A 19,043-nucleotide genomic window follows, 5' to 3' on the forward strand; every position below is an offset into this window, starting at 1 on the left:
CGCGCCGAGCCCTCCGCCCACTCCCTGCCCACCCGCGCCCTGCCCGCCACCGTGGGCGCCCCGCCGCCCCGCACCTCCCCCGGGACACTGCCACGATGACCGCCGCGAAGCACGCCCTCGACGCCCGGCTGCGGGTGGACCGCGCCGCCTTCAGCCTCGACCTCGCGCTCACCGCCGCCCCCGGCGAGGTGGTCGCCCTGCTCGGGCCGAACGGCGCCGGCAAGTCCACCGCACTGCGGGCCCTCGCCGGGCTGCTCCCGCTCACCGCGGGCCATCTGCGGCTGGACGGCCGGGTGCTGGAGGACCCGGCCGAGCGGCTGCACACCCCCGCCGAGGAACGGCCGGTCGGCGTGGTGTTCCAGGACTACCTGCTCTTCCCGCACCTCAGCGCACTCGACAACGTGGCGTTCGGCCCGCGCTGCCAGGGCCGGCCCAAGCGCGCGGCCCGGGCCGAGGCGGTCGGCTGGCTGGAGCGGCTGGGCCTGGCCGAGCACGCGGGCACCCGCCCCGGCCGGCTCTCCGGCGGCCAGGCCCAGCGGGTCGCGCTCGCCCGGGCGCTGGCCGTCCGGCCCCGGCTGCTGTTGCTCGACGAGCCACTGGCCGCCCTGGACGCCCGCACCCGGCTCGACGTCCGCTCACAACTTCGGCGCCACCTGGCCGAGTTCGAGGCGGTGGCGGTGCTGGTGACGCACGATCCGCTGGACGCCATGGTGCTGGCCGACCGGCTGGTGGTGATCGAGGACGGCCGCGAGGTGCAGTCCGGGAGCCCCGCCGAGATCGCCCGGCGGCCGCGCACCGACTACATCGCCCGCCTGGTCGGTCTCAACCTGTACCAGGGCCTCGCGGACGGCCGCCGGGTCACGCTGGCCGACGGCACCGAGCTGGCCACCTCCGAGGAGCTGACCGGCCCGGCCTTCGTGGCCTTCCCGCCGGCCGCCGTGACGCTGCACCGGGAGCGGCCGCACGGCAGTGCACGCAACGTCTGGAAGCTGGAGATCGCGGGGCTGGACCTGCACGGCGACCAGGTCCGCGCCGACCTGGCCGGCGCCCTCCCGATGGCGGCCGACCTCACCCCCGCCGCCGCGGCCGAACTCGACCTGGCGACCGGCACGTCCGTCTGGGCCTCGGTCAAGGCCGTCCAGACCCACGCCTACCCGGCCTGAGCGGGCCGCCGCCCGGAGCCGCCGGCCGGAGCCCGGCTACTCCGAGGGCTCCACGAACCCGGACTCGTACGCGGCGATCACCGCCTGGGTGCGGTCCCGTGCCCCGAGCTTCGCCAGCACGCTGCTGACGTGCGTCTTCACCGTCTGCACGCCGAGGAAGAGCTGCTCGGCGATCTCACCGTTGGTCAGCCCCCGGGCCACCAGGCGCAGCACCTCGGCCTCGCGCTCGGTCAGCGCGGCGCGGGCCATCGTGTCCCGGGCCGCCCGGTTGCCCTGGCCGGCGGCCAGACGGCGGATCGCGGTCGGGAAGAGCAGCGACTCACCCGCCGCGACCAGCCGGACAGCGTGGGCGATCTCCGCCGGGCGGGAGCGCTTCAGCAGGAAGCCGTCGGCCCCGGCGCGCAGGGCCTGGTAGACGTAGTCGTCGTTCTCGAAGGTGGTGACGACCAGGATCTTCGGCGGCTGCCCGCCGGAGCCGTCCGGCCCGCCGGGCGGCACGGCCCCGACGAGCGCGCGGGTCGCCGCGAGACCGTCCAGCCGGGGCATCCGGACGTCCATCAGCACCACGTGCGGGCGCAGTTCGCGCGCCATCGCGACCGCCTCGGCGCCGTCGGCGGCCTCGCCGACCACCCGCAGGTCGCCCTGCGCCTCCAGGACGGCCCGCAGCCCGGCCCGGACCAGCTCCTCGTCGTCGGCCAGCAGAATGTCGATCATCACGCGCCCAAGCGTAGGGGCATCCGCACGGCCAGCACCCACTGCCCGGCCTCCGGCCCCGCCGCGGCCTCGCCGCCGAGCAGGGTGGCCCGTTCGCGGATGCCGCGAAGTCCCTTGCCGCCCCGGTGTGGTGTCGCGCGGACGGCGGACGACGCCAGCGCGTTGGTGCAGCGCAGCTCCAACTGCCCCTCCCGCAACGTGATCCGGACGGTGATCGGCTCACCCGGCGCGTACTTGAGGGCGTTGGTGACACCCTCCTGGACGATCCGGTAACCCTCCCGGGAGAGCACCCCGGGCAGTTTCGCCGCCGGTACGCCGATCCACGCCTCGACCGGGCTGCCGGCCGCACGCGCGGTGTCGAAGAGGGCGGGCAGCTGCCCGATGCCGGGCCGCTCGGTGGCCGGGCCGTCGGCGCCGTCCGCGCCCTCGAAGGCCCCGCCCGTACCGGCGGTGTCGCGGGTCTCGCGGAGCAGGACGAGCGTGCGTTCCAGGTCCTCCATCGCCTGCCGGCCGGTCTCCTCGATGACTTCGAGCGCCTTGGCGACGAACGCCGGGTCGCCCACCTCCCGCGCCGCGCCCGCCTGGATGACCGTCACCGTCAGCGCGTGGCCGATGGAGTCGTGCAGCTCCCGGGCCAGCCGGTTGCGCTCCAGCAGGCGTTCGGCCCGCAGCTCGGCGGCGGCCAGCCGCTCGGCCGGGGACGGCCCCAGCAACCGCACCGCCATAAGGAGTTGGAGACGGCCCGCCCAGACCACCAGCCAGCCGAGGGCGAACATCAGCACCGGTGCCAGCAGCGGGTACCAGGTGAACCCCTCGCGCGCCGGGAGCCGGAGGCCGAAGAGGTCCGGCTCCGGCCGGACGAGCAGCCCGACGGCGGCGGCCGGCACCAGGACGGACGGGAAGCCGACGGCCGTCCCGAGGGCCACCCGCCCGATCAGCCAGGCCGCCGTACGGCGCCGGTCGGCGAAGCCGCGGGCCGGCTCGGCCGCGATGTCCTGCTCTCGCGCGGGCATCAGCAGCAACCGGGCCTGGACACCCTCCGCCCGGCGCATCGCGGGTACCAGGGCGGCCGCCACGAGCAGCGCGACATCCAGCGGGACGGCCAGCGCGAGCAGCCCGCCGAGGCTGCGCCCCTCCGTCCCCGGGAAGACCAGCAGGACGACGCCGGCGAAGATCAGACCGATCAGCAGATGGAGCCACCGCGCGTAGGTGGCGGCGCTCAGCAGCGGCGCGAGGATCCTGGGCATCCGGCCATCCTGCCAGGCCAGGGGCACGGACGGCCTCCCTCCCGGGAGGGAGGCCGGTCCCCTCCCCGGCGGGATCCGCCGCAGCCTCCGCTCCGGTCGAATAGGGCCATCGACAGAGAGGGAGGGCAGCCGTGATCCAGGTTCAGGGCCTCACCAAGGAGTACGACGGCACACGCGTGGTCGACGACCTCGACTTCGAGGTCCGGCCCGGTGTGGTGACGGGCTTCCTCGGGCCGAACGGCGCGGGCAAGACCACCACCATGCGACTGGTCCTCGGCCTGGACCGGCCGACCGCCGGCCGCGCGCTGGTCGGCGGCCGCCCCTACGCCGAACTGGCCGACCCGCTGCGGCAGGTCGGCGCGCTGCTGGACGCCCACGCCCTGCACGGCGGCCGCACCGCCCGCGGCCACCTGCGCTGGCTGGCCGCCGCGGGCGGCCTGCCGGAGCGCCGGGTGGCCGAGGTGCTCGGCCAGGTCGGTCTCGCCGACGCGGCCGGCCGCCGGATCCGCGGCTTCTCGCTCGGCATGCGCCAGCGCCTCGGCGTGGCCGCCGCGCTCCTCGGCGATCCGCCGGTGCTGATGCTCGACGAGCCGGTCAACGGCCTCGACCCGGAGGGCATCCGGTGGATCCGCACCCTGCTGCGCGAACTCGCCGCCGAGGGACGGTCGGTGCTGGTCTCCTCGCACCTGATGACCGAGATGGCGCTCACCGCCGACCACCTGGTGGTGATCGGCCGGGGCCGGCTGCTGGCGGACGCCGCCACCTCCGACTTCCTCGACCGCCACGGCCGCACCCGGGTCCGGGTCCGCGCGGTGGACCCGGTGAAGCTGGCCGCCCTGCTGGCCGGCTCCGACCTGGCCGCCGAGGCGGTGGACGGCGGCGCCTGGGAGGTCACCGGCGCCGAGCCGGAGCGGATCGCCGCACTGGCGGCGGCCAACGGCGTGGTGCTGTACGAGATCGCCGTCCAACAGGACTCGCTGGAGGAGGCCTTCATGCGGATGACCGCCGACAGTGTCGAGTACCGGGCGGTGGCGGCATGAGCGCCACCGGCACGCCCGTCCGCAGCGGCTCCCCCGTCCGCACCGGCAGGGCGCCGGCCCCGGGGTCCGCCCCGACGGGCTTCGGGCAGGTCCTGCGGTCCGAGTGGATCAAGCTCGTCACCCTGCGCTCGCTCTGGCTGACGCCGCTCCTGGCGGTCCTGCTGACGGCCGGGCTCGGCACCGCCACCGCCGCGGCGCTCGGCGACGAGGACGCCAGCCTGATCGACGACCCCGGCATCGGGATCCACTACGGTCTCAACTTCGGCCAGGCCGCCCTGACCTGCTTCGGCGTCCTGCTGGTCGGGCAGGAGTTCAACACCCGCATGATCGGCGTCTCGCTCACCGCCGTCCCCCGGCGCGGGCGGTTCTACGCCGGGAAGCTCACCCTGGGCGCGCTGGTGGCCCTCGTCGTCGGCCTGCTCGGGACGGCCGGCTCCTTCGCGGGCTACGCCGCCTACGCCACCGGTGCCTGGGACGGCCCCGCCCTGCTCCGCAGCGCCACCGTCGGAGTGCTGTACCCGGTGCTGCTGGTGGTGACCTGCGTCGGCCTGACCGCCGTACTGCGCAACCTCACCGCCGCGATGGGCCTGCTGGTGCCGACGGTCTTCCTGCTCTCCCCGCTGCTGGCCGGCGTGCCGGGGGTCCGCCGCGTGGTGCAGTTCCTGCCCGACCGGGCCGGCCAGTACGCGCTGCACTACGCCGACGATCCGCAGGTCGTCTACGGGCACTGGGCCGGCCTGCTGATCATGGCCCTCTGGGCGGCCGCGGCCGCGTACGGCGGCCTGCGCGCGCTGCGCCGGGCCGACGCCTGACCGCCACTCCCCACGACCGGACCTGCCGGAAAGGACACCCCCGCGATGACCACCGCCGCCGTGCTCCGCTCGGAGCGGCTCAAGTTCACCACCCTCCGCTCGCAGTGGAGCACTCCGCTCGTCGCCCTCGCGCTGACCGTCGGCATCACCGCCGCCGTCAACGCCGCGTACGGGCAGGTGGACCACACCCCCGGCGAGGACCCGTCCATCGGGATCTACTACGGCCTGCAGTTCGGCCATGTCGCGGTGGCCTGCGTGGGCGTCCTGCTGATCGGGCAGGAGTTCAACACGCGCATGATCGCCGCCTCGCTCACCGCCGTCCCCCGGCGCGGGCGGCTCTACGGCGCGAAGCTGGCCCTCGGCGCCGGGCTCGGGCTGCTGCTGGGGCTGGTCTCCACGGCCGGCTCGTTCCTGGCCACCGCCGCGACCGTGGGGGTGGACCTCACCGTTCCCGGTACCGGGCGCAGCTTCCTCGCCGGGGTGCTCTACCACCCGCTGCTGATCGTGCTCTGCCTCGGGCTGACCGCCGTCCTGCGCAACCTCAGCGCCGCGCTCGGCCTGCTCACCCCGATGCTCTTCCTCGGCACCACCGTGCTGACGGCGATCCCCGGGGTGCGCGAGGCGGCGCAGTTCCTGCCCGACCGGGCCGGCTTCCACGCGATGCGCACCCAGGCGGACCCGACGGTGCACTACGGCCACTGGACCGGTCTGCTGATCATGGCCCTCTGGGCGGCCGCGGCGGCCTGCGCCGGTCTGCGCTCGGTGCGCCGGTACGCGGTCCGCGCCGGGTGACCGGCGGCGGTCGCCCGGCCCGCCCACCGGCCCCGGTCAGCCGCGCCGCAGCGCCGGGTGCTCCGCGACCACCGTGCAGCTCCCCGGGGCGATCTCGGTGAACCCCGCGTCCTGGACCAGCGGCAGACCGCTCGCCACCAGCTCCGCCCAGGCCTGCGGGGTGGCCGTCCGGACCGCCAGCGCGAAGCCGGACTCCGCCCACTGCTTGCGCTGCGCGTCGTCCAGCCGCCACCAGGCGAGCTGGGCGGCGTGGCCGGTCTGGGCCATCGTCTTGCCGGCGCTCATCTCCAGCTCCGGGTTGAGCCAGAGCACCGGCAGGCCCGACCCGGACTCGGCGACCGGACCGCTCTCCTCCAGATCGGTGCCGGAGACCTGGAGCTTGGCGAGCTCCTTGGGCCAGCCGTCGAGCGGGACCGGCGGGAACACCCGCACCTCCGCCTCCCGGCCGGCCACCGTGATGCCCGGCAGCTCGCCCGCCCGGCGCCACTCGCCGCCCCGGGCGCGCCGGACGACCTTGCGGATCCGGGCGTCCTCCCAGGCCTCGACCCGCTCGGCCCACTCACCGTCCGGCGCGGTGACCCGGGGGTCGGAGAGCAGGGTGAGCACGGCCCGCGCCGAGGTCTCCAGCGCGTCGGTCCGCCCGGGCGGGGTGGCCCGCTCCAGCCGGACGACCAGCGGCAGCACGTACTGCGGCCGGGCGTCGCGGTCCTCGGGAGCAGGGGCGGGGACGGGGGCGTCGAACGGAGAAGTCACCCGTCCAGCATGCCAGCCCGCACGCGGCGGTGATCACGCCAGGTCGGCCGGGACGCACCGCCGGGCCCGGGGCTCCCACCGGGGGCCGGCGGGCCGGTCAGCGCAGGCGCTGCCGCAACTCCTCGACGGCGGTCCGGATACCCGCGCTGTACGCGTCCTGCGGCAGCGCGTCGAGGCTCCGCACGGCGCGCTCCAGCTGCTCGCGCGCCGGCTCGGGCTCGCCGAGCTTGAGGTGGTCGGAGGCCAGGTTGAGGTGCAGGGCCGGGTAGAACGCCCGGACCTGGAGGGCGGCCGCGTAGGTCTGCGCGCGCTCGGCGGTCAGCGAGTCGGCGGCGGCCAGGGCCCGGCGGTCCCACTCCAGCTCGGCGTGCGGATCGTCCTGCAGATCGGCCAGGTAGTGGGCGAGCACGCAGCGGTGGAAGACGTCGCCGCGTTCACCGAGCTCGTGCCAGAGCCGCTCGAAGCTCTCCCGGGCCTGCGCCCGCCGCCCGCGCTGGGCGGCCTCGACGCCCTCCAGGCCCAGCGTGAGCCGCTCCAGCACGCGGTCGTCGGCACCGGCGGCGTCGTGGGCCCCGGAAGCGGCGGCGGCTCCGGTGGCGGCATCGGCGGCTCCGAAGGCGCGGGCGCCGGAGACGGCGGTACCCAGCGCGGCGGCCGCACCCGCGTCGGCGAGGCCCGCGCCGGCGGCGGGCCCGTCAGGAATGTCGGACAAATCGGACATGCCCGCAGCCTAACCGGCCGCCGCGCACCCCGCCCCACCCGGCCGGGCCGCCCCGTCCCGCGCCGTCAGCGCCGGTAGCCGCGCTGCGGATCCCGCTCCTCGGCGTTCTCGTACACCAGGAACCAGCCCTCCGGGTGGGTCGCCGCGAGCAGCAGTTCGGTGCGCTGCTCGGTGCTCAGCTCCGGATCGCCGTCGTCCGGCCCGAAGACCCCGAAGAGCTCGTCGTGGCAGCCGTCCCAGTCGTAGTCGTAGAGGTCGGCCGGCAGGTCGCCCATCATGTCGGCGACCGACTCCGGCTGCGCGCCGAGCAGCGTGCGGGCGTCCACCAGGGCCATCCGCAGCGCGATCTCCTCGGCCAGGTTCCGCGGCAGCGGCCACTCACCGAGCGCGAGGTCGTCGGCGAGGTCGTCGAAGGCGCGGGCCATCGCCCGGCGCCAGTTCCGGTGCTGGCGCCAGGTGCGCTGCGGCAGCCGGGCGAAGACCGTCCAGTCCGTCTCGTCGCCGTCGCCGACCGGCTCGTCCTCGTGCTCCTCCAGGTCGTCGTACGCGGCGTCGGCCAGGCCCAGCAGCTGGGCGTGGAGGAGGCAGGCCGTGCGCGGGGTCAGCGTCCAGTCGCCGGCCCCGCCGCCGCCGTCCTCGTCCTCGCCGCCGTCCAGCGGGAACAACTCGGCGAAATCCGGCGCGAAGTCCTCGGTCACGCTGATCTCCAGCGTGCCGCCGATCGCCTCGACACCGGCGATCGCGGCCACCAGCCGGTCCGGGTGCAGCAACGCGCCGAGCGCCGCGTTGGCGTCCTCGGACACCTCGCGCAGCAGCTCACGGCGCTGACCCGCCGGGTCGACGCCCGCGAAGTCCAACTCCTCGACGGCCGCGATCGCGGCCGCCCGCAACGCCGGCCAGTCGGTGATCCGCAGGCCCAGCACCACCGTCGCCTCGATCTCCTGCGCGCCCGAGTCCTCCGCCGCGCCCGGCCCCTGTGGATGATCGCTTCGCTCGCCCATGGGGCTACGGTACGGCCTTTCCGCCGACCGATCACCGGTCCGTCCGGCATCTCGGCGCCTTCTCCGCCGGTTCCCGGCCATGCCTCTGCCCACCGGCGGTACGCAGCCCGCAGGATGGCCCCATGGCTAACATCGACGAATTCGGCGGCGGGCAGCGCCCGGACGCCCAGGTCCTGGTCGTGACCACCAACGACATCCCCGGCTTCCGGGTCGACCACGTCATCGGCGAGGTCTTCGGCCTGACGGTCCGCAGCCGGCACATCGGCAGCCAGATCGGCGCCTCCCTGAAGTCACTGGTCGGCGGCGAGCTGCGAGGTCTGACGAAGACCCTGGTGGAGAGCCGCAACGAGGCGATGGAGCGCCTGGTCGAGCAGACCAAGGCACGCGGCGGCAACGCGGTCCTGATGTTCCGGTTCGACGTGACGGAGGCGCTGGACGCGGGGACCGAGGTCTGCGCCTACGGCACCGCCGTGGTGATCTCCCCGCTCACCTGAGCCGGCCGCCCGAGCCCCTGGCCGCACCCACCGCCGGGTCCCGGCGCGAGGGTCCTCCCCCGAGCCGGGAACACTCCCCGCCCGCGGGATGTTTCACCGGCGTGACTGTTTACGGTGCAACCAACCTGGGGGCGGTCGAGCCCGGGGCCGCCCCGCTCGCCGCCGACGCCGCCCCGAGGGCCGGCCGGACGACCCGACGGGTGGACGTCCTGGTGGTCGGGGCCGGGCAGGCCGGACTGTCCGCCGCCTACCACCTGCGCCGCCGCGGCTTCGCCCCCTACCGCGAGGACGCCGACGGCGGCTTCGTCGTCCTCGACGCCGGTTCCGCCCCCGGCGGCGCCTGGGCGCACCGCGCGCCCTCGCTGCGGATGGCCACCGTGCACGGCTTCCACGACCTGCCCGACTTCGAACTGCCCGAGCCCGACCCGGACGCGCCCGCGCGCGAGGTGGTCCCGGGGTACTTCACGGCGTACGAGGCGAAGCACGCGCTCCCGGTGGTGCGCCCCGTCCACGTCCGGGCGGTGCGCTCCGAGTCCGACCGGCCGGACGCCCGCCTGCTGGTCGGGACGGACGCCGGTACCTGGTCCACCCGGGCGCTGATCAACGCCACCGGCACCTGGACCCGCCCCTTCGTGCCGCACTACCCCGGCCACTTCGCCGGGCGGCAGCTGCACTACGCCGAGTACCGGGGGCCGGCGGAGTTCGCCGGAAAGCGCGTCCTGGTGGTCGGCGGCGGCGCCTCGGCGGTCCAGGTGCTGTCCGAGGTCGCGGCCGTCGGCGAGACGGTCTGGGTCACCCGCACCCCGCCCGTCTTCCACGAGGGCCCGTTCACCCCCGAGTACGGCCGCGCGGTGGTCGCCAAGGTCGAGGAGCGGGTCCGCCAGGGGCTGCCGGTGCGCAGCGTGGTGAGCGTGACCGGGCTCGGCCCGTCCGTCGCCTACCGCCGGGCCGAGGAGCTCGGCGCCCTGCACCGCCGGCCGATGTTCGACCGCCTCACCGAGCACGGCGTCGCCTGGGGCGAGCGGGAGCTGGCGGTCGACGCGATCGTCTGGGCCACCGGGTTCCGCCCCGAGGTGGGCCACCTCGCCCCGCTCGGCCTGCGCTCCCCCGGCGGCGGGATCGCCCTCACCGGCACCCGGGCCACCGCCGACCCGCGCGTCCACCTGGTCGGCTACGGCCCGTCCGCCAGCACCGTCGGTGCCAACCGGGCGGGCCGGGCCGCCGTCCACGACATCGTCGCGCTGCTCGGACCGCCGGCCGGGGCGGCCGCGGTGCCCGCTCAGCGGTCGTAGTCGACCGTCACCCGGTCGGTGAGCGGGCGGGCCTGGCAGGTCAGCACGTAGCCGGCGGCCAGCTCCTTCTCCTCCAGCGCGAAGTTGCGGCGCATCTCCACCTCGCCCTCGGTGACCAGGGCCCGGCACGTACCGCAGACCCCGCCCTTGCAGGCGAACGGCAGGTCGGGGCGGGAGCGCTGGGCGCCGTCCAGGACGGACCGGTCGCGCGGCAGCGTGAGCGTGCTGCCGCGCCCGTCGAGGACGACGGTGACCTCGCTGTGCGCGACGCCGTCCGCCGGACCGGCCGGCTCGGTCCGCTCGGCGGCCGGCTCGTCCTCGGCGTGGAACAGCTCCTGGTGCACCCGCGCGGTCGGCACGCCCAGCCCGGCCAGCAGCTCCTTGGCGCCGGTGACCATCCCGAACGGCCCGCAGAGCCACCAGTGACCGACCGCCGGCACGTCCACCAGCGCGGTCAGCAGCGCCTCGACCCGCTCCGGGTCCAGCCGCCCGCTGAGCAGCTCGGCGTCCCGGGTCTCCCGGGAGAGCACGTGCACCAGCTGGAACCGGCCGAGGTAGCGGTCCTTCAGGTCGGCCAGCTCGTCGGCGAACATCACGGTGTCGCTGCGCCGGTTGCCGTAGAGCAGCGTGACGGTGGAGGTGCGGTCGGCGGCCAGGACGGAGGCGGCGATGGAGAGCATCGGGGTGATGCCGGAGCCGGCCGCCAGCAGCACGTGGTCGGCGGGCTCGCCGAGCGGGGGGGTGAAGAGCCCGGACGGGGTCAGCACCTCGACCTCCTCGCCCGCCCGCGCCTCCCGCACCAGCCGGCGGGAGAACAGCCCGCCGGGCACCTCGCGGACGGCGATCCGCAGCGGGCCGCCGACGGGGGCGCAGATCGAGTACGAGCGGCGCTCGTCGGTGCCGTCCACCACCTGGCGCAGCGTCAGCGTCTGTCCGGGGCGGAACGCGAACTCCTCGGCGAGCGCCTCCGGCACCTCGAAGGTCACCGCGACGGCGTCGTCGCAGAGCCGCTCCACCTCGGCGATCCGCAGGTGGTGGAAGGCCGGACGCCGGGCGGCCGGGGCGGGGCCGGTGGCCTGCTCGACACTGGTGGCCGGGGCGGGGCCGGTGGCCGGGGCGGGGCTGGCGGCCATTCAGATCTCCTTGACGCGTTCGAAGGGCTCGCGGCAGTCCCGGCAGCGCCACAGCGCCTTGCAGGCGGTCGAGCCGAAGCGGGACAGCTCCTCGGTGTCGGTGCCGCCGCAGAGCGGGCAGGCCACCACACGGCGGGTCGGGCCGAGGGCCAGCAGGCCGGCGGACGACCGGTGCGCCGCCGCCCGGTCGGGCGGCGCGATGCCCGCCTCGGCGAGCTTGCGGCGGCCCTCCTCGGTGATCAGGTCCGTCGACCACGGCGGGTCCAGCCGCAGCCGCACCCGGACGTCCGGGTACCCCGCCGCGTGCAGGCGGCGGTCCACATCGGCCGCCATCTCGGCGACGGCCGGGCACCCGGAGTAGGTCGGGGTCAGCCAGGCGGTCACCGTCGAACCGCCCTCCTCCACCTCGGCCAGCACCCCGAGGTCGGCCAGGGTGAGCATGGGCAGCTCCGGATCCGGGACGCTCGCCGCGACCTCCCAGGCCCGGCCGCGCGTGGTGGTCACCATGTCGCCCCCGGGTGCGCGCGGGCCACCACCTGGAACTCGGCCAGCAGCGGACCGAGCGCCTCGGTGTGCACGCCGTCCCGCCCGGCCCGGCCGCCGACCGTGGCCAGCCCCGGCACCTCGGGCACGGTCAGCCCGGCCTCGGCGAGGACGGCGGCCAGCGAGCGCAGCACCGGCTCGCGCAGGCCGGCCGGGTCGACGCCGACCCGCAGCTCCACCGGATGCGCCGTGAACAGCTCCTCCACCAGCGGCCAGACCGCGTCCAGACCGGCCTGCATCCGCAGCGCCGAGTACGGCGTCCCGTCGCCGAGCCGCAGCGTCCAGGCGGTGGCGTACTCGCGGTGGTAGGCCAGCTCCTTGACGCCCCGGGCGGCGACCGCCGCCAGCACGGGGTCGCGGTGCGTAGCCAGCGCCTCGTACAGCGCGCCGCGCGCGGTCGCGAAGACCAGCAGCCGGGCGACCGAGAACGCGAAGTCCCCGTTCTCCGCCTCGACCAGCCGGACGTTGCGGAAGTCGTGCTCCTCGCGCCAGTACGCCAGGTCGTCCTCGGTGCGGCCGGAGCCGTCCGCCTGGCCGGCCCGGGTGAGCAGCTGGCGGGCCTGGCCGAGCAGGTCGAGGCCCAGGTTGGCGAGCGCGACCTCCTCCTCCAGCTCCGGCGCCCGGGTGCACCACTCGGTGAGCCGCTGGGCGAGGACGAGGGCGTCGTCGCCCAGCATCAGGCAGTAGGCGGCGAGGTCGGCGCCGTCCAGGCCGGGCGGCACGGCGGTGTCCACCCCGAGCAGCGGGTCGGCGAAGCCCGTCCCGTACGCCCAGCGGCCTTCGCCCTCGGGCTCGTCGGGCGCCTCGGAGAGGCTCAGGTAGACGTGGTCGTCTGTCATGGTCGTGCTGCTCCCCGTCAGATGTGCGGGACATCCTCGGGGATGTCGTAGAAGGTCGGGTGGCGGTACACCTTGTCGCCGCTGGGGGCGAAGAAGGGGTCGCGCTCGTCCGGGGTCGAGGCGGTGATCGCGGCGGAGGGGACCACCCAGAGGCTGACGCCCTCGTTGCGCCGGGTGTAGAGGTCACGGGCGGCGAGCAGCGCCATCCGGTCGTCGGCCGCGTGCAGCGAGCCGACGTGGACGTGGTTCAGTCCGCGCCGGGGGCGCACGAACACCTCGTAGAGCGGCCAGCCGGCCTTGGACTCGGTCACTTTCCGTTCTCCTCGCTCTGCGCGCTCGGCGCTTCGGGTCCGGCCGTCGGGGCCGGGGAGGTGGCGGCCGGGGCGGTCGGGCGGCTCTCCGCCCGGCGCTTGCGCGCGTAGGCGGTGGCCGCCTCGCGGACCCAGGCGCCGTCCTCGTGGGCCGCGCGGCGGCGGTCCACCCGCTGGGCGTTGCACGGGCCCTGGCCCTGGATGACCCTGGTCAGCTCGGACCAGTCCGGCTCGCCGAAGTCCCAGCAGCCCCGGTCCTCGTTCCAGCGCAGCGCCGGGTCGGGCAGCGTGACCCCGAGGTGGTCTGCCTGCGGGACGGTCATGTCGACGAAGCGCTGCCGCAGCTCGTCGTTGGTGTGGCGCTTGATCCGCCAGCCCATCGAGCGGGCGGTGTTCGGCGACTCCGCGTCGGAGGGACCGAACATCATCAGGGACGGCCACCACCAGCGGTCCACCGCGTCCTGGACCATCCGCCGCTGGGCGTCGGTGCCGCGCATCAGCGTAATCAGCAGTTCGTAGCCCTGGCGCTGGTGGAAGGACTCCTCCTTGCAGATCCGGACCATCGCGCGCGCGTACGGGCCGTAGCTGCAGCGGCAGAGCGGTACCTGGTTGCAGATCGCGGCGCCGTCGACCAGCCAGCCGATCACACCGACGTCGGCGAAGGTGAGGGTCGGGTAGTTGAAGATCGAGGAGTACTTCTGGCGGCCGGAGATCAGCTTCTCGGTCAGCTCCGCCCGGTCCACGCCGAGGGTCTCGGCGGCGGCGTAGAGGTAGAGGCCGTGGCCGGCCTCGTCCTGGGCCTTGGCGAGCAGGATCGCCTTGCGGCGCAGCGACGGGGCACGGGTGAGCCAGTTGCCCTCGGGCTGCATGCCGATGATCTCGGAGTGGGCGTGCTGGGCGATCTGGCGGATCAGGGTGGCCCGGTAGGCGTCGGGCATCCAGTCCCGGGGTTCGATCCGCTGCTCGGCGGCGACGACCGCCTCGAACCGCTCCTCCTGCGTCTGCGCGGAGGCCGGTTCGGCCACCTCTGTTGTCACCACTCGCCCCTCTCGCGTCCTGTCCCTGCGGTCCGCGCCCGGCGGCCGGTGCCCCGGTGGCCGGTGCCCGGGCGCGATCCGCTCGCGTCCCCGCACCGGCGCCCCGGCACCGGCCACCGGCAGCGCGGTGTGCCGGGCTCGGCCGCCGCCCTCACGGCAACCGACTGACCGTTCGGTCGGTACCATTGTGCGCGGTGAGGCGGCGCCCTGACAAGGGAACCGGGCCGCCCGGGGTCCGCCGGGACTCGCTCCCGCGCCGGGGACCGCCCCGGGCGGGGGTGCGGGTGGCGGCCGCCGTCTCCCCGGGGGCCTCACCGGGGCCCCGCTGTGGCCTCGCCGGCCCCGCTGGGCAGCGACCCGTCCGTCGCGGCACGTCACGGCGGCCCCGGCGGCGGAGCCGCTCACCGCAACCGACCCCACGGCGGTGGGCCCGCCGTCCGGGGTCGGACGACGGGCCCACCCGGCCCGGCCCGCCGCTACCGCGACGGGGGCGCGCTCACCCCTCCGACCGGTCCCGCAGGCGCGGCAGCGGTACGGCGAGGAGCGCCGCCAGCAGCGCGATCCGGGGCGCCAGCTGATCGATCCGGATGTGCTCGTGCCGGGCGTGCGCCCCGGCCCCGACCGCGCCGAAGCCGTCCAGCGTCGGCAGGCCGCGCGAGCCCGGCAGGTTGGTGTCACCGGCGCCACCGGCCGGGCCGCCGTCCAGCTGCTGCCCGAGCACCGCCGCAAGCGATCGGACGTGCCGCAGCAGCGGGTTGGCGGTGCGCTCCGGCCAGGCCGGCCGGCTGGACAGGACCTCCGTCCGCACCCGGGCCCCGGGCCGCAGCGCGGTGAGCCGGGCGAGGCTGTCGAGCGTGCGGCGCTGCGCCTCACCGGTGGAGAAGCGCAGACCCAGCTCGGCCTCGGCCCGGCCGGCCACCACGTTGGCGCGGGTACCGCCGCTGATCCGCCCGGCGTTGAGCTCGGTACCGGGCCGACGGGCGAGGTCACGGACCGCGACCAGCTGGTCGACCAGCTCGTCCACCGCGGAGACCCCCTCGCCGGCGTCGTTGCCGGCGTGCGCCTCCCGCCCGGTGACGGTGAGCCGCACCCGGGTGCTGCCCCGGCGGGCGGTCTTGAGCCGGCCGTCCGGGTGCGGCGGTTCGAGCCCCAGGACGGCCGCCGCGCCGCGCAGTTGGCGCTCGACCAGGCGCCTGCCGTCCGGGCTGCCGACCTCCTCGTCCGAGACCACGACCAGCCGGACGGTGCGGTGCGGGCGCTGACCGAGGTCGGCCAGCAGTGCGAACGCGCCCTCCAGGACGGCGAGTCCGCCCTTCATGTCGACGACGCCGGGGCCGCTGAGGGTGCCGTCCTGCTCGGTCACCGGCCAGTCGTTCAGGATCCCGGCCGGCCAGACGGTGTCGTGGTGGCCGACCACGAGGAGGTGCGGCAGGCTCTCGTCCTGGCCGTCCCACTGGAGCACCAGGTGATCACCGGCGGGGCCGGGCTCGCGGTGGGCGGTGGCGCCGGTCGCGCGGAATCCGGCGGCCAACTCCTCGGCGAGGGCGTCGAGTCGGGGCGCGTCGCCACTGGGCGACTCGATGCGGGCGAGGTCCGCGCAGCGGCGTCGGACGGCTCCGGCCAGCGTACGGGCGCGGGAGCTGAGGGCCTGGGGCAGTCCGGGGAGGGCGGCGGTCAGGCCGGCGTGGGGATCACCGTCGGCGGCCGGAGGGGCGGGCGGCTCCACGGGCAACGCCTGGGCGGAGGCGGTGGGGCGGGCCGACGGGGCGGGCTCGGGCCGGGGCGGCGTCGCGGCTGGTGTCGCGGCCGGTGTCGCGGCCGGCGCCGGTGCGGACCGCACCGCCTGTACCGCCTCCGCGATGGCCGCGGCCTTGGGTGTGGTTGTGGTTGGACCTGGGGCCGTGGCCGCGGCTGTGGCGAGAGTCACAGGGGCGACGGTGGCCGAGGAGGGGCCGGCGGCCGCGGTGGTCACGGTCGACGCAGCGGGCGGCCGGACGGTTTGAGGACTCAACGCTCGCCTCCGCGGCCGCCGCCGGTATTCAGCGGCCGGACCGGCCGACCGGACCAGCCCGGGTGCCCGGACCAGCCGGGGCGCGCGGCCCCGGCCCGGCGTACGACCTGCCAGGTCGGCCCGTCTGGCCCAAGTGCGGTGGAACGGCTGGGCGGCATGCTTGGCATTGCGTCCTCCTCGCTCGATCCGGGGGCCCCGGTCGGCCCGGAGCCCCCGTGGACGGCGGCTTCGATGCGGCGGGCGCAGCTACGGCACCGCCGCGGGGAAGCCGAGATGTGAGCCTAGAAGAACCGTTCGGCTTCCTGCGAGGTGGCCCTGCTCCCAGCGCGCCGGAGGGCCGGGCCCTGCCTCGGGCACCCGTCGGAGAACGGCGGCGGGCGCACGGCGCGCGGGCCTGGATCGGCGCGCGAGCGCGGTCGCCGGATCGCGCCCATCTCCACCATGGACCCGGCGCCCCGGTTCGGCAGCCCAAACGCCCAAGGCGCGGGTTTTCCACGCCGGATGGGTGACCCCGGCTCAGCGCCCGGTACGAGGAAGCGGGCCGTCGGCGCGGCCGTCCGTCGCGATACGCGGCGGCGGCAGAGGCACTCGTGGCGCGGCCCGTCGGCCGGGTGGACGTCGCGGCGGAGGTGACCGGGCGAGAGCACCGGGGCGGCGCGCCCGGCACCGGCCCGGGCGACCCGGCACCGGCCCAAGTGCGGTGCCCGGGCGCCCGGTTGCCCCTCGTCGGGGGCGACCCGCGGTCCACCGGACGGCGAGGCCGTCCGGCGTGGAGACGGCGCGGCCGCGGTAACACCGGGCCGACCGACGGGCGGTGCGGCCGCCGGAACTCGATGATGGACCGGGGCCGGCCCCGGCTCCGCGACCTACCGCGAGGAGCCTTCGATGACCGTCACCGTGCACGACGCCGAAGCCGAGAACCGCTTCGAGGCCCGGGTGGACGGCGCCCCGGCGGGCTTCGCCGAGTACATCCGCAGCGACCGGCTGGTGGTCTACCCGCACACCGTGGTCGAGCCGGCGTTCGAGGGGCAGGGGGTCGGCAGCGCGCTGGCCCGGGCCGCGCTGGACGACGCACGCGAACGGGGCCTGGCGGTACTGGCGACCTGCCCGTTCATCAAGGGCTGGATGCTGCGCCACCCCGAGTACACGGATCTGGCCTACGAGAACCGCAGCCGGGTGAGCGACTGACGAATGACAGGTGACGACTGACAGATGACGGCTGACAAACTTTGAAATCTGTCAGCCGAGGTGCCATAGTGGAACCCGGCGGGCCCGCGCCCCGCGCGGCCGCCGGACCCTCCACCCCCTCACCCCGCCGGAGCACCCCGTGACCACGACCTCCCGGATCCCGCAGCGCCCGCTCGGCGCCGCCGGCCCCACCACCTCCGCCCTCGGCCTCGGCTGCATGGGCATGTCCGACCTCTACGGCCCGGCCGACGAGGCCGAGAGCATCGCGACCGTGCACGCCGCACTCGACGCGGGCATCACCCTGCTCGACACCGGCGACTTCTACGGCATGGGCCACAACGAACTGCTGATCCACGACGCGCTGCGCGGCCGGGACCGCGCGAGCGTGCAGATCAGCGTGAAGTTCGGCGCCCAGCGCGCCCCGGACGGCCAGTGGCTCGGCTACGACGCGAGCCCGGCCGCCACCAAGACCGCCCTCGCCTACACGCTGCGCCGGCTGCGGACCGACTACGTCGACGTCTACCGCCCGGCCCGGCTGGACCCGAGCGTTCCGATCGAGGAGACGGTCGGCGCGATCGCCGACCTCGTCAAGGCCGGTCACGTCCGCCACATCGGCCTCTCCGAGGTCGGCGCCGACTCGCTGCGCCGGGCCGCCGCCGTGCACCCGATCAGCGACCTGCAGATCGAGTACTCACTGCTCTCGCGGTCCATCGAGGCCGAGATCCTGCCCACCGCCCGCGAGCTGGGCATCGGCGTCACCGCGTACGGCGTGCTCTCGCGCGGGCTGCTCAGCGGGCACTGGGACAACGGGCGCGCGCTGGCCGGCTCGGACTTCCGCGGCCACAGCCCCCGCTTCCAGGGCGACAACCTGGCCCACAACCTCGACCTGGTCGAGGCGCTGCGCGCGGTCGCCGAGCAGCGGGGCGCGAGCGTTGCCCAGGTCGCGATCGCCTGGGTCGCCTCGCGCGGCGAGGACATCGTGCCGCTGGTCGGCGCCCGCCGTCGCGACCGGCTCGCCGAAGCCCTCGGTGCGCTGGACGTCGCCCTCACCCCGGCCGACCTCGCCGCCATCGAGGCCGCCGTCCCCGCCGGGTCCGCCGCCGGGGACAGGTACGCTGCCGCTCAGATGGCCCACCTCGACAGCGAGCACTGACCGGCACCCCGGCGGTCGCCGGTTCGCGGCCGGGGCGGGGCCCCGCCCCGGCCCGCCCGTCAGCCGCAGCACCGTCCGCCGCCCCGGCGACGGACGCACCACCCCGTTAGGACGTACCTCCCCGTGACCACGGACAGCGCACTCACTCCCGAGCAGATCCTGGGCGCGACGGAGGAGGTCCTCCGGCGGTTCGGCCCCGCCAAGGCCACCGTGGTGGACGTCGCCCGCACCCTCGGCGTCAGCCACGGCAGCGTCTACCGCCACTTCCCCAGCAAGGCGGCGCTGCGCGAGGCCGTCACCCAGCGCTGGCTCGACCAGGCGCACGACAGCCTGGCGTCTATCACCGCCGAGTCCGGCCCGGCGGTGGAGCGCCTGCACCGCTGGCTGGAGACGCTGTTCGCCGCCAAGCGGAAGAAGGCGCTCGACGACCCCCAGTTGTTCGCGACCTACCTGGTGCTGGTCGCGGAGACCAGCAGCACCGTCGAGGCCCACATCGACACCCTGGTCGAACAGATCGGCCGGATCGTCCAGGCCGGGGTGAACAGCGGGGAGTTCGGGCCGGCTCCGGTCGGCCCGACCGCCCGGGCCCTGTTCGAGGCGACCGCACACTTCCACGACCCCGCGTACGCCGCCGAGTGGTCCGACCCCCAGGCATCGGAGCGCTTCGCCGCCCTCTGGAAGCTCCTCCTCGGCGGCCTCCTCACCCGCTGACCGACCACACCCTCGTGCCCGGACCCGCACACCCGGGGCCGCACATCCTGGCCCGGCTCGCGCCCGGCCCCACCGCCGAAAAGCGTTC

The 19,043-nt window shown here is 75.9% G+C and carries 20 protein-coding genes; 9 read left to right on the forward strand and 11 right to left on the reverse strand.

Annotated features, from left to right (window positions below):
* The first annotated feature begins 95 nt into the window (after positions 1-95).
* On the forward strand, positions 96-1,163 hold the full coding sequence (locus tag ACIF6L_RS10665) for an ABC transporter ATP-binding protein (RefSeq protein WP_396487885.1): 1,068 nt from the start codon (positions 96-98) through the stop codon (positions 1,161-1,163).
* Between the two features lie 36 nt (positions 1,164-1,199).
* On the opposite strand, the gene ACIF6L_RS10670 is transcribed toward ACIF6L_RS10665, so the two are convergent.
* Positions 1,200-1,880: a response regulator transcription factor gene (locus ACIF6L_RS10670; RefSeq protein ID WP_329490506.1), complete on the reverse strand. Its 681-nt coding sequence runs from the start codon at positions 1,878-1,880 to the stop codon at positions 1,200-1,202.
* Positions 1,877-3,124: a histidine kinase gene (locus ACIF6L_RS10675; protein ID WP_396487887.1), complete on the reverse strand. Its 1,248-nt coding sequence runs from the start codon at positions 3,122-3,124 to the stop codon at positions 1,877-1,879. Before ACIF6L_RS10675 ends, ACIF6L_RS10670 begins: the two co-directional genes overlap by 4 nt.
* Positions 3,125-3,255: 131 nt before the next feature.
* Here ACIF6L_RS10675 and ACIF6L_RS10680 point away from each other — a divergent pair, with 131 nt between their 5' ends.
* Genes ACIF6L_RS10680 through ACIF6L_RS10690 form a run of 3 tightly spaced genes read left to right on the forward strand, consistent with a single transcriptional unit; the run spans position 3,256 to position 5,768 of the window.
* Positions 3,256-4,164 (forward strand): ABC transporter ATP-binding protein, encoded by a 909-nt coding sequence (locus tag ACIF6L_RS10680; protein ID WP_359804241.1) that lies wholly within the window; start codon positions 3,256-3,258, stop codon positions 4,162-4,164.
* Complete coding sequence (locus ACIF6L_RS10685) at positions 4,161-4,976, forward strand: ABC transporter permease (RefSeq protein WP_396487889.1); 816 nt, start codon at positions 4,161-4,163, stop codon at positions 4,974-4,976. The genes ACIF6L_RS10680 and ACIF6L_RS10685 overlap by 4 nt, the downstream gene beginning before the upstream one ends.
* Before the next feature lie 45 nt (positions 4,977-5,021).
* Positions 5,022-5,768, forward strand: a complete 747-nt coding sequence (locus tag ACIF6L_RS10690) for a hypothetical protein (RefSeq protein ID WP_359804239.1) — start codon at positions 5,022-5,024, stop codon at positions 5,766-5,768.
* A gap of 36 nt (positions 5,769-5,804) precedes the next feature.
* Here the strand turns inward: ACIF6L_RS10690 and ACIF6L_RS10695 are convergent, their stop codons facing one another.
* The 3 genes from ACIF6L_RS10695 to ACIF6L_RS10705 form a co-directional block, all read right to left on the reverse strand.
* Positions 5,805-6,521 (reverse strand): aminoacyl-tRNA hydrolase, encoded by a 717-nt coding sequence (locus ACIF6L_RS10695; RefSeq protein ID WP_396487892.1) that lies wholly within the window; start codon positions 6,519-6,521, stop codon positions 5,805-5,807.
* 97 nt (positions 6,522-6,618) lie between these two features.
* On the reverse strand, positions 6,619-7,242 hold the full coding sequence (locus ACIF6L_RS10700; RefSeq protein WP_396487893.1) for a hypothetical protein: 624 nt from the start codon (positions 7,240-7,242) through the stop codon (positions 6,619-6,621).
* A gap of 65 nt (positions 7,243-7,307) precedes the next feature.
* A complete protein-coding gene (locus ACIF6L_RS10705) occupies positions 7,308-8,243 on the reverse strand; it encodes a hypothetical protein (protein ID WP_396487895.1) in 936 nt (311 codons plus the stop codon).
* A 122-nt stretch (positions 8,244-8,365) separates the two neighbouring features.
* On the opposite strand from ACIF6L_RS10705, the gene ACIF6L_RS10710 reads away from it, so the two are divergent.
* Entirely contained in the window at positions 8,366-8,737 is a 372-nt protein-coding gene (locus ACIF6L_RS10710) for a YbjQ family protein (protein WP_329490498.1), read from the forward strand.
* A gap of 200 nt (positions 8,738-8,937) precedes the next feature.
* The gene (locus ACIF6L_RS10715; RefSeq protein WP_359804336.1) at positions 8,938-10,029 is read left to right on the forward strand and encodes an NAD(P)-binding domain-containing protein; all 1,092 of its coding nucleotides are present in this window, start codon (positions 8,938-8,940) and stop codon (positions 10,027-10,029) included.
* On the opposite strand, the gene paaE is transcribed toward ACIF6L_RS10715, so the two are convergent.
* From paaE to ACIF6L_RS10745, 6 genes are all read right to left on the reverse strand, one after another.
* Positions 10,017-11,162 (reverse strand): 1,2-phenylacetyl-CoA epoxidase subunit PaaE, encoded by a 1,146-nt coding sequence (gene paaE / locus ACIF6L_RS10720; protein ID WP_396487897.1) that lies wholly within the window; start codon positions 11,160-11,162, stop codon positions 10,017-10,019. The two genes, ACIF6L_RS10715 and paaE, sit on opposite strands and share 13 nt — an antisense overlap.
* On the reverse strand, positions 11,163-11,669 hold the full coding sequence (gene paaD / locus ACIF6L_RS10725; protein ID WP_396487898.1) for a 1,2-phenylacetyl-CoA epoxidase subunit PaaD: 507 nt from the start codon (positions 11,667-11,669) through the stop codon (positions 11,163-11,165).
* Entirely contained in the window at positions 11,663-12,544 is an 882-nt protein-coding gene (gene paaC / locus ACIF6L_RS10730) for a 1,2-phenylacetyl-CoA epoxidase subunit PaaC (RefSeq protein ID WP_396487900.1), read from the reverse strand. Before paaC ends, paaD begins: the two co-directional genes overlap by 7 nt.
* A gap of 17 nt (positions 12,545-12,561) precedes the next feature.
* Positions 12,562-12,855: a 1,2-phenylacetyl-CoA epoxidase subunit PaaB gene (gene paaB / locus ACIF6L_RS10735; protein WP_329490494.1), complete on the reverse strand. Its 294-nt coding sequence runs from the start codon at positions 12,853-12,855 to the stop codon at positions 12,562-12,564.
* Positions 12,852-13,892 (reverse strand): 1,2-phenylacetyl-CoA epoxidase subunit PaaA, encoded by a 1,041-nt coding sequence (gene paaA / locus ACIF6L_RS10740; RefSeq protein WP_396487903.1) that lies wholly within the window; start codon positions 13,890-13,892, stop codon positions 12,852-12,854. The genes paaB and paaA overlap by 4 nt, the downstream gene beginning before the upstream one ends.
* Positions 13,893-14,388: 496 nt before the next feature.
* Entirely contained in the window at positions 14,389-15,618 is a 1,230-nt protein-coding gene (locus ACIF6L_RS10745; RefSeq protein ID WP_359835689.1) for a M20/M25/M40 family metallo-hydrolase, read from the reverse strand.
* 1,170 nt (positions 15,619-16,788) lie between these two features.
* Here ACIF6L_RS10745 and ACIF6L_RS10750 point away from each other — a divergent pair.
* The 3 genes from ACIF6L_RS10750 to ACIF6L_RS10760 all read left to right on the forward strand — a co-directional run bounded on the left by ACIF6L_RS10750 (position 16,789) and on the right by ACIF6L_RS10760 (position 18,955).
* Entirely contained in the window at positions 16,789-17,091 is a 303-nt protein-coding gene (locus tag ACIF6L_RS10750; protein ID WP_396487906.1) for a GNAT family N-acetyltransferase, read from the forward strand.
* A 157-nt stretch (positions 17,092-17,248) separates the two neighbouring features.
* A complete protein-coding gene (locus ACIF6L_RS10755) occupies positions 17,249-18,244 on the forward strand; it encodes an aldo/keto reductase (protein WP_396488184.1) in 996 nt (331 codons plus the stop codon).
* Between the two features lie 123 nt (positions 18,245-18,367).
* Complete coding sequence (locus ACIF6L_RS10760; RefSeq protein ID WP_396487908.1) at positions 18,368-18,955, forward strand: TetR family transcriptional regulator; 588 nt, start codon at positions 18,368-18,370, stop codon at positions 18,953-18,955.
* Positions 18,956-19,043 lie beyond the last annotated feature (88 nt).

This window comes from Kitasatospora sp. NPDC086009, assembly GCF_044540385.1.
Taxonomy (GTDB): Bacteria; Actinomycetota; Actinomycetes; order Streptomycetales; family Streptomycetaceae; genus Kitasatospora.